The organism is Mycobacterium montefiorense, from assembly GCF_003112775.1.
Lineage (GTDB): Bacteria > Actinomycetota > Actinomycetes > Mycobacteriales > Mycobacteriaceae > Mycobacterium > Mycobacterium montefiorense.
This window is the reverse complement of record NZ_BFCH01000002.1, coordinates 380,191-395,452: the sequence shown is the minus strand read 5'-3', so window position 1 is coordinate 395,452 and position 15,262 is coordinate 380,191. Positions and strand designations below refer to the sequence as shown.

Genomic DNA, 15,262 nt, shown 5'->3' with positions numbered 1-15,262 from the left:
CATTGACCTAGGCACCTTCAAAGGAAATCATCAGCTGCGCCGGCCCCCGGATGGCTGGAGTCTCCTGCCATTTCGGCTCGCCACGGAGTGCGGGCCGTCGCGCCAGGATGTGTTGCAACGCCACGGCGATTTCAAGCCGGGCGAGCGCGGCGCCGAGGCAATAGTGCGACCCGTAGCCGAATGCCAGCGGGGCAGGCCCGGGGCGATCTATCCGCAGTCTTCTGGGCCAGCTGAAGACCTCCGGATCGCGGTTGGCGGCGCCGATGACCGCGTAGGCCACCTCCCCCGCATGGATGGCGACGCCGCCCACGTCCTGGTCACGCGTGGCGGTGCGGCCGACGACTTGGACGGGCCCGTCAAGGCGCAGCAACTCGCTGACAAGTCGATCGTCGACCGTGTCGACGGTGTCCACGAGACGAACACCGGTAGGGCCGGGCTTCAGGAGGCGAATCATCGCCGCGCCCAGCAGGTTTGCTGTTGTTCCATGCCCAGCCACGAGGATGATCACCGCCGTGGTGACGACGTCCTCGAGTTCGAGGTTCGGGTCGGCGGCGATAAATCCGAGTAGGTCGTCGCGGCGGTGCGTGCGGCGGCGGTCGGCCGCCAGCGGGAGAAGCTCGGCGAGCAGTGTCGCGAACGCCGCCGTTCCGGCTTCGACTGCGCCGGTGTCTGCGATATCACTGATCATTGCGCCGATGGCCGGAGACTCGTCACCGATCAAACGTGCCGTGTCGACATCGAGGCCCATCCAGGCCGCGACGACGGCGATCGGTAGCGGCGACGCGATTTCGGTCATGAAGTCGAACTCGACTCCGGTGGGTATGCGGTCGATCGTTTCAGTGGCGATCGCCTCGATGCCCTCGTGGAGACCGGCGACAAAGGAGCGGGTGAAGACGTCGCGAACTGAATCGCGCAGCCGTTGATGGTCCACGTCATCGGTGAACAAGATATTGCTGCGCAACATATCTCGATCCACAGCCCGAAAGACATCCCGGGTGTTGACGTTCGCCAACGGGCTACTCGTCCAGCCGTCCCCTCCGAGGATCTGTTGCACGGAGTGATATCCGAGTATTAGCCAGGCCCCCATCCCGTGATCCCAGACCACGTCACCGTCACGGCGTCGAAGCTCGTAGTAGGAATAGGGGTCGGCCGCATCCCACGGCAGCCGCTCCGGCACCTGAAAGTCAGGGATGGTCATGGTGGTCCAATGCCGATGGAAGTCTGCGCTGGCGGACCCAGGCGTGGTGCAGCTTGCCCATCTCGGTGTTCGGCTTCACTACGCCGTCCATGTCGTCGATGATCGACCGGGCCGGCAACGTAGCACAAAGGCCAACGCACACACTGAATATGGCGAACTGGAGGCGGGGGCTGAAGACGTAATCGTCGGGCGCGCTCATGCGGTTCAGCGGATGGTCGCCGTTACGAAGGTTCAGCAACCCGTGCATGGTGCGCGCCATCGTCTCGGGCGTATAGGTGGCCGGCTGGGGTGCCGCGATGACCTCGTAGAGCATCTCCGACTGCCAGAGGTGTAGCTCATCGGCGGTCAGGTCGGAGTCGGTAGCGAGGAAGCCGGCCTGCACCATCAGGTCGCGGTAGTCGTGCTCGCGGCGCTCGATCAAGGCGCGGACCATGGCGACCCAGAGCCAGCGCTGCCGTTCGGGCAGAACCTTCACGCAGCCGTAGTCCAGAAAGCCAACGGTGCCGTCGGAGTTGAACCGGTAGTTGCCCGGATGAGGGTCGGCGTGCAGCAGATTCGCGTGCCGGAAACTGCCCTGGCTGAAACGCAGGATGGCCTCGGCCCAGCTGTTTTTCAGGTCCTGATCGGCCTGTTGTGCTTGCGCCCAGTCCATCCCGTCGAGGTAGGTCATCGTCAAAACCCGATCGGTGGACGCGCCGGAAATGACATCGGGAATTCGGATGAACGGGTGACCTCGATAGAGTTCACCGAAGGCCGTGATGCTGGTTGCCTCGTGACGATAGTCAATCTCTTCGGAGATCCGCCGCGCCGCCTCGCGCGCCACCGACCGGACATCCGGCTTCACTCCCGACGCCGACATGAAGAAACGCACAAACGTCGCCAGCAACTCCGTATTGGCCAGATCGTCGCGGATGGCCTGGCCCACACCGGGATACTGGATCTTGACGGCAACCTGGCGACCGTCGTGCAGGACGGCGCGATGCACCTGACCGATCGACGCGGCGGCCATCGGCTCATCGGTGAACTCGGCGAACTGGTTGACGGCTGAACCGAGTTCGGCATCGAGGACCTCACGAACCAGGTCGGGATGCATCGGCGGGGCGTCGGCCTGCAGCCGGCTCATGGCTTTCTGATAAGGCCAGAACCCGCCGGTGCCCAGCGCACGGGTGTCGATCATCGACATGATCTGGCCGAGCTTCATCAGGACGCCCTTGGAGTGCCCGAGCAGTTCGGTGTAGCGCTCGGCCGTGCGCTCGTGAAAGCGCTCGACAGCCCCGTCGTCGCCCGCTCGCCGGCGCAACCCCGCGACCAGTCGGCCCCCGGCAGCCCTCGCGGTGAAGCCCACCAATGGCATGGTGCGGCGGACCCGACCCTGCGGGAGCGGGCTGTCCTGATGCGGCATCTGGCCCTTCCACCAAACCCTGCCTTGTAAGTGGTACCTTGTACAAGGTAAGTGATCACTTTGGAGGCGTCAATGACCACACCCACGTCAACACGGGACCGGCTGGTCGGCGAGGCGATGCGGCTTTTCAGCGCCAAGGGATTCGATGCCACCAGCGTCTCCCAGATCGAAGCCGCCGCCGGGTTGGCCGCCGGCTCGGGAGCCCTGTATCACCACTTCAAATCCAAAGAAGAGCTGCTGAACGCGGGCATCGATCGCCAGCTGGACCGTCGCAGCGCCATGCGCGACATCCGCGCGCTATTCGCCGGCCTTGGCGACATGCACGCCGAGTTGACCGTCCTGGGCAGGTACCTGCTCTCCGTAGTCGACGAGGAGATCGAACTGCTGCAGATCGCCGCTCGCACTTCGGCGGGCCGCTCCGCTCGCCTCGATACCGCCTACGCCGCGCTTGTCGATACACTCAATACCGAACTGGCAGAGTGGATTACCACCTGGGCGCCCGCAATGACTCAAGAACAGGCCACAGTCTTGGCTGCGCTCGGCGTCAACGGCATCCTCGGCGCGCGCTTTGCCACCAACCTGTTTCACCAGCCGGAGGCACAGGTCGCCGACGACCCCTACCTCGCCGAGTGGACCGAGGTCCTGGGCGCCCGCATCCAAACGATCAGCGGCGACTAGTCAGTAGACGTCGCGCAGATAGCGGTGGTTCTTCATCAGGTCGTTGACATAGGCGTGCGCGGCGGCATCGTCCATCCCGCCGCAGCGGGCCACGATGCCACGCAGTGCCGCGTCGACATCCTTGGCCATTCGTTCGGCGTCACCGCACACGTACACATACGCGCCGTCCTGCAGCCAGCGGAAGATCTCCGCTGAGTTCTCCCACATACGTTGCTGGACATACTGTTTCGGGTCGCCGACCGCTCCATCGCGGGAGAAAGCCAGGTCAAGTCGGGTCAGCGTGCCGCAGCGGATGAAGGCACCGAGCTCGTCGTCGTAGAGGAAATCGCAGCGGCGCCGCCGATCCCCGAAAAACAGCCACGAGCGACCGGATGCGCCGACAGCCTGTCGTTCCTGCAAAAAGCCACGGAACGGCGCGATGCCGGTACCGGGGCCGATCATGATGATCGGCACGTCGGCCGCCGGCAGCCGAAACGAATGATTGGGGCGCAGCTGTACCCGTACCGCCTCACCACGCTCCGCCAGGAACGTCGAGGCCACGCCGCCATGCCGACGATCGCCGACCGTGTAGCGCACCGTCGCCACCGTAAGGTGCACGTGGTCGGGATACACCAGGGGGCTCGACGCGATCGAGTAGTCGCGCGACTGAAGAGGACGCAGGGTGTCGACGACTTCATCGATCGTCAGCTCGCCCAGCCTGATCAGGTCGAGCACGTCCTTGCCGTACCACCACGAGCCCGGTGCGGCAACGATGTCGCCGCCCGGCGCGCTTGCCGCGGCCGCGTCAGGAGTTCGGGAGGCGACCAGTGTCTGCAGGGCCCGCGACGGTGTCCGGATCTCGAGGTGTTCGGCGAGCAGCGTGCCGAGCCGCTCGTCATAGCCGGCCACCGCGTGTTCGGGCCCCACACCGAGCTGGCTCAGGATCTCGTCGACCAGGATTGGATCGTTGCTGGCATGCACGGCGATCGAATCGCCTGTGCGGTAGGCGATCCCGGATCCGAAGAGGTCCATCTCATAGTGGCGGACCTCCTTGTCTGACTCGGTCGTGGTGAGCAGTCGGTTGACCGCGATTCGGGCTTCGAAAAGCGGATGACTGCGATCCCGGCGTGCCGGCTCAGCGGTGTCGGCCGCACGTGGCTCCGGTGCGCTGATGACAGCCGCGGGGGCGGGTTCGGTGTGGTCGGCGGACAGCAGCTTGACCAGATCGTCCGTCCACGCCTCGGCCGCCTGGGTATAGACGCCGTCGACGTCGACACGTTCCACCAGCCGGATGCCGCCCAGGGCCTCCAGCCGCTCGTCAAGCAGGCGCCCAGCGTTGCAGAACAGCTCGTATCCCGTGTCGCCGAGGGCAAGCACCGCGAACCTCAAATGTTCGAGCCGCTCGGCGCCGCCGGCGTTGATCGCCTCCCAGAACAAGGAGGCGTTGTCCGGGAACTCGCCCTCGCCCCACGTCGAACACACGACGATGAAGTGGGACGCGGATTGCAGATCGGCCAGTTCGATCTGGTTGAGTTCGATAGCCGTGGCGCTGACACCGAGAGATTCCTCGGCTGCTTCGGCGAACGACATGGCGGCGTCTTCGGCATTGCCCATGTCACTGCCGAAGCCGACGACCAGCGAGAATTCGGGTTGAGAAGTCATGATCGCTCCCGTTGTTGTCGCGCGCGAGGCTTCGCGTCCCTAAGCTTAGGCTTACCTTAGTTTTGCCTGGCTAGCGCCGCAACAACCCTGGCCGCGCGTTCACGCGGTCAGCGGATGCCGAGACTAACTTTCGCCGCTCTTACGGGACAGGAACGCCTGCATGTGTTGCTGCGGCTCCCCCGTCAGGAATGACAGACCGAACTGCTCGATGCTGTCCTCGATCGCCCCGTGCACGGTCATGTCGAACCATTTGTTGAGTAGGCGCTTTTGTTGGCGAACCGCGGACGTGCCGAATCCACCGAGTCTCGTGGTGAGTTCGGCGATGCGGCCGTCGAGTTCCTCGGCGGCGACGACCTCATGCACCAGCCCCCAGCCGGCCGCCGTCTCGGCGTCGATCGTTTCGCCGGTGAGCAAGAGCCAGGCCGAATGCGACGCCCCGATCAGCGCGGGCAACAGGGCCGAATGGATCACCGATGGGATTCCGACGGCCACTTCCGGCATGCCGAATTTGGCCCCCGGCTCCGCGATTCGCAGATCACACGAGATCGCGACTTCCAGTCCACCGCCGAGGCACCAACCCGCAAGCCGGGCGATGACGGGCACGGGGCAATCGCGGATCGCCTCACACAAGGCCGCGAGCCGACGGATGAAAACCTCACCGGTGGACCGGTCCAGGGCGACCATCTCGTTGATGTCGGCGCCACCGATGAACGCCTTCTCACCCGCCCCGCGAAGCACCACGACGCGGACGTCGCCGTCTTGGCCGATCGCGTGGAAGGCGTCGGTCAGTTCTCCGATGGCGCCGCTACCCAGGATGTTGAGCGTCTTGGAGTTGATCAACTCGACGGTGACCAGGCCGCCGTCGCGGCCCAGCCTGACGAATCGTCTTTCCAACTAAGGGATGTCCCGGTCGCCGTCAGTAAAGCGGGATCCACACACCGAAGAACCAGTAGCCCCAACCGCCGAACTGCCAGTTGAAGACCGGGACGACGGTGAAGGTGTTGTAGGCGAACGGCGAGAAGTTGCTGCGCGCATAAACCACATCGCGCGGCGGCCCGGCCCATGGGCGGTTCCAGCCACCGGGAGGTGGCGGCCCGTTCCAGCCGCCCGGAGGCGGCGGACCCTGCCAGTGTGGCGGCGGGTGGCCCGGAGGCGGGCCGTCGTTCCAGCCCCAGCCCCGCGGCGGCGGCGGAGGCGGCGCACCGTGGCCGACAATGCTGAAGCCCACGTTCGAGTCCATCGGACCGCCGATGTCGGCGCTGGCCGTCAGATAGGTACCGCGCGGCTGGTACGGCTCGTGCGGGGGCTGAGTGCTCGGCGCCACGACGGTCCGGGTCGGCCGCTGTCCGGACGGCGACGTCGTTTGGCTGCCGGCGGGCGTCGTGGTCTGCGCGCTCGGTGCCGTGGTGGTTTGTTCGGCCGGCGTTGTCGTGTGCGAACTCGGCGGAGTCGTGGTCTGCTCGGCCGGTGTCGTCGTCTGGGTCGCCGGCGGCGTCGTGGTCGGGGTGGCCGGCGCGGTCGTGGTCGGCGCACTCGCGGTGGTTTGCGGCGCCGTGGTTTGTGGCGCCGTGGTTTGCGGACTCGGCGGCTCGGTGGTCTGCGGTGCGGCCGTAGTCTGTGGCGCCGCGGTCGTTGCGGGCGCCGCGGTCGTTGCGGGCGCTGCAGAGGTCGCGGGCGGGGCGGTGGTCTCCGGCGCCTGCGGGCTATGCGGCCCGCCGGGGCCGCCGCGGCACTCGCCACCCGGGCAAGGCGGCGGGTCGAGTGGGAAGGCACTCGCGAACCCCGGGTTCAACGCCGAGATGCTGAGTCCCATCGCGAGCGCCACCGCGCTGACACGCTTCCTAGACATAACTGCGTCCCCTCTGGGGCTTCTACCCCGACGACGTCTGGTTGGCCCGCATCACGGGCAGGTCAGGTCTATCTCGAAAGGCTTGGTCACCGTCTGCGGCTGCTCCGGATTGGTCATGTCGGTACCGGTCGCGGTGCCCTTGATCGCGTAGGTCTTGCCGTCCACCGCGGCCCCAGCGTTGCTGCCTTGGTTCGGCGCGGCATCGGAATATCCGAACGCGACGCCGTTGACGCTGCCCAGCCCGACCGCATGAACGATGGGCGGGTTGGCGTTGCTGATTACCGCACCCACACCGGCGCTGGCGTCACCGATTCCGATGTTGATGTTGTCGCCGGCCGGCGCGCAAGTGACCGGACCACTCACGTTCTGTTTCTGGCCGTCGACGATGACCTGCGGGCCGGACGGCGCTGCTGCCGTGCTCGACGCGCCGGTGTTGGACTTGTTGCTCGAACAGCCGACGCAGCTCGCGACCACCATGGCCACGCTAGCTGCGCCGATCACGATCCCACGCTTCAACGCCCGCTCCTTCGTGTTGCTGGTGCCGCTACCTTCGCGTTCGCCTCTGTCAACACCTACGGACCCTACCGGTCCCCGCCCATCCGTAGGCAAGACACCGCAGCGGCTTGTACCCAATACCCACCTCGACGAAACCACCGCTCTGACGCGGCCTTTGCTGAGCGTGCGTCAGGGCAGAATGTGTATTCCCCACTTGCCCAGCAGCGGCTGCACGAGAGTGAAGTACGTGGTGTTGTCGTCACCGTCCGGCGAGGACATCAGGATGCCGACGGCACTGACGGTGCCGTCGTCGTTCACCACGTAGCCGGGACTGCCACTGTCGCCATTCAGACTGAAGACGCTGGCTTCGACCACGTTGCCGTCGATGCCGGTGATGGTGCCGCAGGTCTCCGCCGTGACCGCACCCAACTTACAGAACGGCATGCCCATCTTAATCTGGTTGCGGCCCAACACATCCCGAACCGGCTTGGCCCCGACACCACCGGCGGGCTCGCCGACGGCGGGCACCAGCCGGATTATCGCGGCGTCGCGCTTGTCGCCTTCTTTCTCACTGGCGGTGATGGTCCCGAGCGGGACGCTCTCGCCGTAAGTCCAAACCGACCCGTCGTGCGCGTCGCAGTGCCCGCTGGTCAGCAAGTAGTAGTCGCCATCGTTGCCCTGCGCCGCGAAACCCGCCGTGCACCGGCCACTTTCATCATCGACCTGCACGCCCGGCGTCGGCGGCACGTCAGCCGCAGCCGTATTCGCAAACACCGTCGCCACCGTCGCCACCGCGACGAACAGGCCCAACCCCCGCAACCGCGCTATACCCACGCCGCTCTCCTTTGTCGGGCCAGGATGCTACCAGCCCGTGTGCGGCTTGACGCAGGTCAGAGCGGCGAACGGAATGCTGTGGTGTCTGTGCTAGCCCGCGCCGCCTTCAGCGGGCGGGTGTAGGAGGGGTCGCTGCGGTCGCGTGCGGCGCCCTTGACGCCGGTGAGCATCGCGACGACTTCCTCGCTGATCAGATTCGTCGAGTCGACGATCCACTCGGCGATACACACCCGGTCCACGATCGCCCAGCGGCCGTCACGTCGCTCGAGGCGGTCGATGTAGCGGCCGCCGGAGATGGTCATGTGGTTGGCCGGTTCGCAGTCTGTCCCGACGAACAGGTAGTAGGTCTCGGCGTGCGCCTCGTCGCCGTCGACTTCCGACGTGTGGTTGAGCAGATAGTGCTGGTGCCGCGTCTGCGTGGAGTGGTAGGCGAACGCCCAGTCGATGAAATCCTCTGCGGGGCCCACAAATCCGATGTGATCGTCGATCGCGTCGTCGTGATAGGCCGACCGCAACAGCACCCGGTCACGTCGGTCGATCCCCCGCGCGTAGCGCTGCACACAGTCGAAGATCTCGGCTCGAGCCTCGAGGCGGGCCACCCGGTCGCGCAATTCGACGTCGGTCGTCATCGGCTGTTCCATTCGGTTGTGCCAACGCTGCGACGCCGGCTGTGGTCTATCGGAACAAATATTAGGGAACAGGGCGGGTCAACACAACGACCTAGGCGCAGTTCGCAAAACAGCCCGGCGTTAGCCCCCGTCAACGTGGCGGGACAAGAAATCCAGAACGGCGCCCGCGAAGACGTCGTTTCGATCGCCGGCCACCATGTGTCCGGCACCGCGCACGTCGGTGAACTCGACCTGAGGAAAGCGTGCGAGAAATTCGTCGGCACGCTCCTGGCTGACCAGGTCGCTCACTTGGCCACGAATCAGGAGCATCGGCACACCGCTGCGCAGAATCGCCTCGACGGCGATATGCATGCGCTCCGCGTCGGTGACCTCGAATGGCGGAAAAGCCGCAGTGCCGCTTATGAATTGGGGATCCCAGTGCCAATACCAACGATCCCCCCGGCGACGCAGGTTCGTCGTCAGCCCGTCCAGATCGGTAGGCCTGGGCCGGTGCGGGTTGTATTCGGCGATCGCGTCGGCAACTTCTTCGAGTGAGGCGAATCCCGATTCCACGCGGTCGGCCATGAAGTTGTGAATGCGATTCGCCCCTGATTGCTCCATATTGGGCACGATGTCGACGAGAACGACGGCACTGGCGATGCCGGGCGAGATCTCCCCGGCCAGCAGCATCGAGGTGAATCCGCCCAGCGAGGCGCCCACCAGCACCGGCTTTTCGGGCAGGCCCCGCAGCACCTCTTGGACGTCGGCGGCAAAGCTGACCACGCGGTAGTCGCCTTCGCTCGACCAGTCGGATTCACCATGACCCCGCAGATCGATCGTGACCGCTTGCCAGCCGCGTTTGGCCACTGCCGCGGCCGCCCGGCCCCACGAGCGCCGGGTCTGGCCGCCGCCGTGCAAAAACACCACGGCCCGCGACAGCGGATCGCCCTGGCGGTCGGCGACGATGCGGACGCCACCCATCCCTGAGGTGGAGAACTGTTCAGGAGCAGTCGTCATCAAGAGATCGTAAGACCACCTCGCTCAGCCGGTGCCACCTGGGGAATCATGTTCGCCGCGAAAGAACTTGGCGACCCGCGCCACGACACGCCCCAAGGGGCTTCCCGGTCGCTGGACTTCCTTGATCTTGTCGTGCGTTTGCTTTCCTTCTCGGGCGTAATCCTCGACCGATTCGTCGCCTTCTTCAGCGCGCATGCGCTACCTCCATTCCTCGACGAGCCGAGTTTTATGTCCGCGCTTGACGGTTACCCCTCGGATCGGTTCAACCTTGCCTACCCGCCGAGCCGGTGTACTAAAACGCTGTCGGGCCACGCGTCGCCGGCATAGTCGCAAAACGTTGGGCGCCTTGTATTTACGCACGCGTCAGCATTTGCCAGTAAGATCGGAAAACTTCGCCCGCCAACTACCGACGGCGCGTAGAGTTCCGGTCGACTCTCACGCGGCGAGAGGACAGCGATGCCTGAGCTTGAAGCCGATTTCTGCGTCGTCGGTGCAGGATACGCGGGATTGACCGCGGCCCACCGCCTTCATCAAGCAGGCCACTCCGTGACGGTGCTCGAGGCCTCACCGCGCATCGGCGGTCGCACCTGGAGCGCGCAACTCTCGGACGGCACCCTGTTCGAGATCGGCGGCCAGTGGGTGGCCGACGCGCAGGCGCAGCCCGACGTCCGACGGCTGATGGACGAACTCGGCGTCGAGGTGTATGCGCAGTACGACCAAGGCAAGACCATATTCGTGGACTCGTCGAACAAGGTCCATGAATACGACGCCCACGATTCCAATCCCCTGAAGGCGCTGCCACCGATTTCCATGCCCGCGAAATTGGATCTGGGCAAGGCCATCCTCAGCATGGAAAAGATGTCGGAGGTCGTCAATCCCGAGGCACCGTGGCCGAGATCAAGTTTCCGTTCACGGTCAGCCTGGGACCCGGCACTACGCGCGAAGCCGACCAGATAACCGTTCAGTCGTGGTTCGACCTGAACATCACCACCAAGGGTGCCCGGCACTGCTGGGCGCCGCGATCGTGGATACACGGGCGTCGAACTCGGTGCATGCTCACTACTGCACTGGCTTTTCGTGCTCAAGACCTACCGGAGCAAGTTGTTCAACATGAGCGGCCAGAGCCCCGGACAAGCGCAGCAGTATCGCGTCCGCGGCGGAATGCGGCAGATTGCCGACGCGATCGTCACCAAGTTAGGCCCGGAAAGCGTCCACACAGCGTCTGCGGTGCGCCAGATCTCCTAGGACGCAAGCGGAGTCACCGTCAGCGCGGTGAACGTCAGCGTGCGGGCGCGCCGCGTCGTCGTCGCGACGAATATCTCGATGACGAACTTCATCGGTTTCGATCCGATACTGCCGCCGGACCGCGCGCAACTGCAGCACCGAGTGCCGACGGGTTCCTTCTGGAAGATCTGGCTCTGTTACGACGAAGCGTTCTGGCGCAAGCGCGGGCTGGTCGGCGAATCGATCTCGATCTACGCGGGCGATTACAGCCCCAATGCGCGGGAAAGCGCGTTCGACGAGACCAGCGACAAACCCGGCCTGATGAGCGTTTTCATCGCCGGCGATAGGGCGCGCGACTTCAATCGGCTGACCCGGGCCGAACTTAAGGCGCAGGTACTGAAGGAAATATCGCATCGATTCGGAACAGACGGCGCGCAGCTCTCTGAACGGGTCACGTTTCCGGCCATCTTGCCGCAGAACCCGAAGCCTGATTCCTACTTCGAGTTCAACTGGTCGATGGACGAATGGACACGCGGCGATTTCGCCGGCTGCATGGGACCCGGCGTCTGGACGGGGTCCGGGTTCGGTCCGGCCGTGCGGGAGCCAATTGGACGTGTGCACTGGGCGGGCGTCGATACGTCCACGTACTCCTATCACTGCGTCAGCGGTGCAGCGCAATCCGGCGAACGTGCAGCCAAGGAAGCCCTTGCGGCGGAATAGGTCCCGCGCTGTGGTGTCGAGGTCGACGATAATTCCGACGTGGTAAAGGTTCAGGCCTAATCCGAATCCTGCGGCGCGGCGCCCTTTATCGCCTGCTTGAGCCACTGCACCTCGCTGAAGTTCTCGCGGCCGCTGCTCTCCAGAAGGCACTCGAGCGCGTGCTTTTTCACCCGCAAAGCCGCGGTATCTTGCGGGCAGTGGTGCAGCACGATGTCGATGAGATGCAACGCTTGCAGTGCCCGCCCTTGCTCGACATGAATCCGCGCCCGATCAATGAGTGCGTCTGTGCCACCAGTTAATTCGATGATGTCTCCCCAAACCGCCGACAGCGGTGTGTCATACAGCTCGGTGGTGGACTCGTAGCGGAACCACCCGACGTGCTCCTCCCAGATCGCACGCACGATCCAGGCAACCTTCCCGTGCACCTGGGGCAGCGCCAGCTCGGGGGGAAGCCTGACGTCGCGCATCAGTGTCCAGAGGTCGTCGCCCGCATTCATGCCCTCGATCGTTGCCTCGCGCAGGTACGCCGTAGCGGCCCGCACCTTGGTCATGGTCTGCCGGATCTGGTCGGCTCCGCGGAAAACCTCATGTCCGTTGATCAGCGTTTCGGGTGCCAGCGCGATGACTCGGTCCAGCGAGTGCAGGAAGGTCATCGCGCTCCGAATCTTGTCGCCACGCAAGGTGTAGAGGTTCGGAACGTGGCCGAAGAACGGCCCCATCAGGTTGCCGACGAAGACGGTGCGATGCTCGGGCATCCACACGACGAGGGCGTCGGTGGTCTCGCCGCCAGGTGTCGAGTACAGCTCGAAGCATCGCCCACCGAGTTCGAACGCGTGGTTGTCGACGAAGGTGGTTGTGAGCACCGGTTCCGGCGGAAGCTTCATCTGCGCTGTGTCGACATCCATCACCGCACCCCAGAGCGCCGTGATTCGCCGGGCATAGAAGGGATGCAGACGTCGCCAGTACTCGCGCACATCCGGGTGGTTGGCCTGGGCGATCGTCTGGACCCCGGCCACGTTGAACAGATCCCATCCGCCGACATGGTCGGGATGGCCCTGGGTGAAGGTGATCGCCCGCAACGGCGCCGTGCTGGCTCGGGCAAACCGCTCCTTGATCGCGTTTGCCTCGAAGTCGGTGCCGGTATTGATCAACAAGTTACCGTCGGCCGTCGTCACCAAGTAGCTGTTGGCGATGTTGCGGGACATGAAGATTCCATCGCCGAGGTCGACCGCGTCCTGGTCGCCGTTACCCTGCTTGACGAGCGCATCCAGCGATTGGGCCATCGTCGACCTCCTGTGGGGATGGTCCGACGATAACCTAATATTTGTTCGTCACATACGGCGCATCTCGCGCCGCGGCGCTTCGTCGGTCAGGACACGTGCTCCTTGCTGGCCTTGATCGGTGCGCTGCTCGGCGGCAGCTTCAGCAGATTGCCGCGCAGGCTGCCCCGCGCCGTGCGGATGGCCACCAACAACCAGGTGAAGAGCAGGCCGGAGTAAGCGATGGCAGCGGCCACCTTGAAGGCGGGCAGGTGCGTGTGTGCGGCGAGTTGCGATGTTCCGGTCACGAAGGTGCCCACCGGGAATGTCAGGCTCCACCATGTCAGGGCAAACGGCATCCCATGACGCAAGGTACGCACCGTGAGTGAGGTGGCAAGCGCGATCCACAACACGGCGAAGCCCCATACCGGCACCCCGTACAGAATTGCGAACGCGTTCATTTCCTCGGCCACGTCACGCTGGACGGCCAGCTTCGCGGCCGCGCCGAGAAGCCCTGCGGCCGTGATGGATTGGCCAAGGGGGCCCAGCACGATCCACAGTGTCGGCACCCGCGCGGTGCCGGAGGTGCCGTACAGAACCAGCCGGCTCCAGATCATCGCGATGATGTTCAACGACGCCAGCAACGACAACCCGAACATCGCATAGCAGCCGTAGAGCATGGTCTGGCGGCCGGTGCCCGCCTCCATATGCGAAATCAGTAGGGCACCCATCGCGGCCGACACCATCGGCGGAACCACGGGCATCAGCCACCCGCCGAAGGCGGCATCGGGTTCGACGGCGTGCTGGGTGAACATCAGAAACGGAATGCTGACCGCGGTGAACAGCCCGCCCAAGGTGCCCGCAGTCCACAGCACCCAGTCCAGATCGACGGCGATGCGCTCGCCGATCAGGTCCCTGCCGACCACGATCGCTCCGCCACCGACGGTCATCAGCGCCATCGGCGCGGCCCCGTAGAAATGGGCCATCTGCGGATTGCGGGCGTGGCCGCGCGCCACCGTCGGGTGGCGTAGCCAATGACCACCGACCAGGACGATCAGCACCACGAGCAGCGCGGCGGCGATGCCCCACACCACTTCGGCGAATGCGCGCAGCCCCAACACGTGGATCGGTAGCGTGGCACCGCCGATCGCGACGATGCCGGTGCCCATTACCGAGGCGAACCAGTTGGGCCCGATGTTGCCCAGCACCTCAACCCGAGTTTGCGACGGCGGCGGGTTCTCAGGGATTGCACGCGTCATAGCTGTGAGACCTTACTTCCCCGAGATTGCTCGATGTTGCGCTTACACTCCTTCGATGACGAACTCGGTGCAAACGAGGCCCAAAGTGAAAAAGCCCCCGTCTTGGTCGGAATCGTCGTAATGCTGGTGATCGCAATGCTCGCGATGCCGACCAAACAGAGGTGCGGTGCACCGGGCCTGACGTGTGCGACGGCATTGGACAAGGACGGCTACGCCCACTACTACTATGAGGTTGAACCGGTCGGTGTGTACCTTGCGGAAATCATCACCGGGTCGAATCTTCCCATCTTCTACTATTCCGGCGAAGACCTGGTAAAGGTCCGCTAGCCTTTCGGCCACAACAGCTTTCGTCAACCATGGCAGATCTGCAACGCGTAAGTCACCGGCTCGTCAGCCGGCCCGCCGAGCTCAGATGAAACCGTGAGCGCCGGGGTCACGAACTCGTTGTCAATACCGAATTTCGATAGGTCCAGCGTCATCTCGACGGTGTCGGGTGCTGTGCGGCTGGCTTGGGCGCCGAGGTCCGTCCGGATCTCGGAGCCGTTGGGTCGGAGGCTGCGGATTGTCAGGTCGTCGCTGCCCGGCCGCTGGTTCAGCACGGCGAACGCGGTGCCGTTATTGGCGAGACGGTAGGTCAGTTGGTAGGCCGACGCGGCCGGCAACGGTTCGGCGAATCGGACCGCGAGCGCTAGCACGTTGGCCCGGGGATGGCTGACACCGACCGAGACCACGTTTGTTGCGGGCGGCGGGACAGTTCCGGACTGCACCTGGCAAACGAGTCGGTCGGGCAGCCGCGACCAATCATCCCCCGACGGCCGCACCCAGTTATAGAAGCCAACCACGACGACACCCACCAACACCGCTAGGGGTAACACCGTCCGTAGGCCTGGTGGGATCCGCTGCCAGATTCGGCGTAAGCCGTGCTCAGGCGGCTCTGGGTCGGCATTGTGTCCGTCCGGTGACGGGTTGGGATCGATTTCGACAGTTATGTTTTCCCCCTGAGACCTACCCGCAACGTCTTCGGGTCCGAAGCTCGTGGCATCGTAGCCAAAACATGCTGGTAACGGGCAGATTACCG

Annotated in this window: 17 protein-coding genes and 1 pseudogene; 5 read left to right on the top strand and 13 right to left on the bottom strand. The window is 64.8% G+C overall.

Translation table 11 applies throughout. The features are described 5' to 3' along the window. Positions 1 to 7: 7 nt before the first annotated feature. Positions 8 to 1,198: a cytochrome P450 gene (locus DB708_RS02955; RefSeq protein ID WP_108920423.1), complete on the bottom strand. Its 1,191-nt coding sequence runs from the start codon at positions 1,196 to 1,198 to the stop codon at positions 8 to 10. Continuing rightward, positions 1,185 to 2,600, bottom strand: coding sequence for an ABC1 kinase family protein (locus DB708_RS02950; protein ID WP_201263400.1), 1,416 nt, complete (start codon positions 2,598 to 2,600; stop codon positions 1,185 to 1,187). The genes DB708_RS02955 and DB708_RS02950 overlap by 14 nt, the downstream gene beginning before the upstream one ends. Before the next feature lie 72 nt (positions 2,601 to 2,672). Between DB708_RS02950 and DB708_RS02945 the strand changes: the two genes are divergently transcribed. Next, the gene (locus DB708_RS02945) at positions 2,673 to 3,278 is read left to right on the top strand and encodes a TetR/AcrR family transcriptional regulator (protein WP_235616593.1); all 606 of its coding nucleotides are present in this window, start codon (positions 2,673 to 2,675) and stop codon (positions 3,276 to 3,278) included. Here the strand turns inward: DB708_RS02945 and DB708_RS02940 are convergent, their stop codons facing one another. The 8 genes from DB708_RS02940 to DB708_RS27175 form a co-directional block, all read right to left on the bottom strand. After that, positions 3,279 to 4,919 carry a diflavin oxidoreductase gene (locus DB708_RS02940; protein ID WP_108920422.1) on the bottom strand — a complete coding sequence of 547 codons (1,641 nt, stop codon included), beginning with the start codon at positions 4,917 to 4,919 and terminating at the stop codon, positions 3,279 to 3,281. A gap of 123 nt (positions 4,920 to 5,042) precedes the next feature. Beyond that, positions 5,043 to 5,813 (bottom strand): enoyl-CoA hydratase, encoded by a 771-nt coding sequence (locus DB708_RS02935; protein WP_108920421.1) that lies wholly within the window; start codon positions 5,811 to 5,813, stop codon positions 5,043 to 5,045. A gap of 22 nt (positions 5,814 to 5,835) precedes the next feature. Then, positions 5,836 to 6,768 carry an MAP_0585 family protein gene (locus DB708_RS27410; protein ID WP_201263399.1) on the bottom strand — a complete coding sequence of 311 codons (933 nt, stop codon included), beginning with the start codon at positions 6,766 to 6,768 and terminating at the stop codon, positions 5,836 to 5,838. 51 nt (positions 6,769 to 6,819) lie between these two features. Then, the gene (locus DB708_RS02925) at positions 6,820 to 7,284 is read right to left on the bottom strand and encodes a lipoprotein LpqH (RefSeq protein ID WP_108920420.1); all 465 of its coding nucleotides are present in this window, start codon (positions 7,282 to 7,284) and stop codon (positions 6,820 to 6,822) included. A 168-nt stretch (positions 7,285 to 7,452) separates the two neighbouring features. Next, positions 7,453 to 8,097 carry a S1 family peptidase gene (locus DB708_RS02920; RefSeq protein WP_108920419.1) on the bottom strand — a complete coding sequence of 215 codons (645 nt, stop codon included), beginning with the start codon at positions 8,095 to 8,097 and terminating at the stop codon, positions 7,453 to 7,455. A 56-nt stretch (positions 8,098 to 8,153) separates the two neighbouring features. Then, positions 8,154 to 8,726, bottom strand: coding sequence for a nuclear transport factor 2 family protein (locus tag DB708_RS02915; RefSeq protein WP_108920568.1), 573 nt, complete (start codon positions 8,724 to 8,726; stop codon positions 8,154 to 8,156). Between the two features lie 120 nt (positions 8,727 to 8,846). Next, entirely contained in the window at positions 8,847 to 9,722 is an 876-nt protein-coding gene (locus DB708_RS02910) for an alpha/beta fold hydrolase (RefSeq protein ID WP_201263398.1), read from the bottom strand. Between the two features lie 24 nt (positions 9,723 to 9,746). Then, positions 9,747 to 9,917, bottom strand: coding sequence for a hypothetical protein (locus DB708_RS27175; RefSeq protein WP_165839709.1), 171 nt, complete (start codon positions 9,915 to 9,917; stop codon positions 9,747 to 9,749). Positions 9,918 to 10,178: 261 nt separating this feature from the next. Between DB708_RS27175 and DB708_RS02905 the strand changes: the two genes are divergently transcribed. The 3 genes and pseudogenes from DB708_RS02905 to DB708_RS02895 form a co-directional block, all read left to right on the top strand. After that, positions 10,179 to 10,679, top strand: coding sequence for a flavin monoamine oxidase family protein (locus DB708_RS02905; protein ID WP_108920418.1), 501 nt, complete (start codon positions 10,179 to 10,181; stop codon positions 10,677 to 10,679). Positions 10,680 to 10,718: 39 nt separating this feature from the next. Continuing rightward, on the top strand, positions 10,719 to 10,967 hold the full coding sequence (locus DB708_RS02900; protein ID WP_108920417.1) for a hypothetical protein: 249 nt from the start codon (positions 10,719 to 10,721) through the stop codon (positions 10,965 to 10,967). Between the two features lie 15 nt (positions 10,968 to 10,982). After that, positions 10,983 to 11,666: pseudogene (locus DB708_RS02895) on the top strand (flavin monoamine oxidase family protein); the annotation flags it as partial. A 56-nt stretch (positions 11,667 to 11,722) separates the two neighbouring features. Here DB708_RS02895 and DB708_RS02890 read toward each other — a convergent pair. Together DB708_RS02890 and DB708_RS02885 are read right to left on the bottom strand one after the other, a co-directional pair. Further along, complete coding sequence (locus DB708_RS02890) at positions 11,723 to 12,949, bottom strand: alkyl sulfatase dimerization domain-containing protein (RefSeq protein ID WP_108920415.1); 1,227 nt, start codon at positions 12,947 to 12,949, stop codon at positions 11,723 to 11,725. 86 nt (positions 12,950 to 13,035) lie between these two features. Beyond that, entirely contained in the window at positions 13,036 to 14,184 is a 1,149-nt protein-coding gene (locus DB708_RS02885) for a TDT family transporter (protein ID WP_108920414.1), read from the bottom strand. 120 nt (positions 14,185 to 14,304) lie between these two features. Here DB708_RS02885 and DB708_RS02880 point away from each other — a divergent pair, with 120 nt between their 5' ends. Continuing rightward, complete coding sequence (locus tag DB708_RS02880) at positions 14,305 to 14,511, top strand: hypothetical protein (RefSeq protein ID WP_372510766.1); 207 nt, start codon at positions 14,305 to 14,307, stop codon at positions 14,509 to 14,511. 23 nt (positions 14,512 to 14,534) lie between these two features. Here DB708_RS02880 and DB708_RS02875 read toward each other — a convergent pair whose 3' ends face one another. Further along, positions 14,535 to 15,059 (bottom strand): DUF2510 domain-containing protein, encoded by a 525-nt coding sequence (locus tag DB708_RS02875; RefSeq protein WP_133250969.1) that lies wholly within the window; start codon positions 15,057 to 15,059, stop codon positions 14,535 to 14,537. Positions 15,060 to 15,262: the final 203 nt, after the last annotated feature.

Bases quoted from the DNA above. Each gene is read 5' to 3' on its own strand.
- DB708_RS02955 (WP_108920423.1), bottom strand. From the start codon at position 1,198: ATGACCATCCCTGACTTTCAGGTGCCGGAGCGGCTGCCGTGGGATGCG.
- DB708_RS02950 (WP_201263400.1), bottom strand. From the start codon at position 2,600: ATGCCGCATCAGGACAGCCCGCTCCCGCAGGGTCGGGTCCGCCGCACC.
- DB708_RS02945 (WP_235616593.1), top strand. From the start codon at position 2,673: ATGACCACACCCACGTCAACACGGGACCGGCTGGTCGGCGAGGCGATG.
- DB708_RS02940 (WP_108920422.1), bottom strand. From the start codon at position 4,919: ATGACTTCTCAACCCGAATTCTCGCTGGTCGTCGGCTTCGGCAGTGAC.
- DB708_RS27410 (WP_201263399.1), bottom strand. From the start codon at position 6,768: ATGTCTAGGAAGCGTGTCAGCGCGGTGGCGCTCGCGATGGGACTCAGC.
- DB708_RS02915 (WP_108920568.1), bottom strand. From the start codon at position 8,726: ATGACGACCGACGTCGAATTGCGCGACCGGGTGGCCCGCCTCGAGGCT.
- DB708_RS02910 (WP_201263398.1), bottom strand. From the start codon at position 9,722: ATGACGACTGCTCCTGAACAGTTCTCCACCTCAGGGATGGGTGGCGTC.
- DB708_RS27175 (WP_165839709.1), bottom strand. From the start codon at position 9,917: ATGCGCGCTGAAGAAGGCGACGAATCGGTCGAGGATTACGCCCGAGAA.
- DB708_RS02905 (WP_108920418.1), top strand. From the start codon at position 10,179: ATGCCTGAGCTTGAAGCCGATTTCTGCGTCGTCGGTGCAGGATACGCG.
- DB708_RS02890 (WP_108920415.1), bottom strand. From the start codon at position 12,949: ATGGCCCAATCGCTGGATGCGCTCGTCAAGCAGGGTAACGGCGACCAG.
- DB708_RS02885 (WP_108920414.1), bottom strand. From the start codon at position 14,184: ATGACGCGTGCAATCCCTGAGAACCCGCCGCCGTCGCAAACTCGGGTT.
- DB708_RS02880 (WP_372510766.1), top strand. From the start codon at position 14,305: ATGCTGGTGATCGCAATGCTCGCGATGCCGACCAAACAGAGGTGCGGT.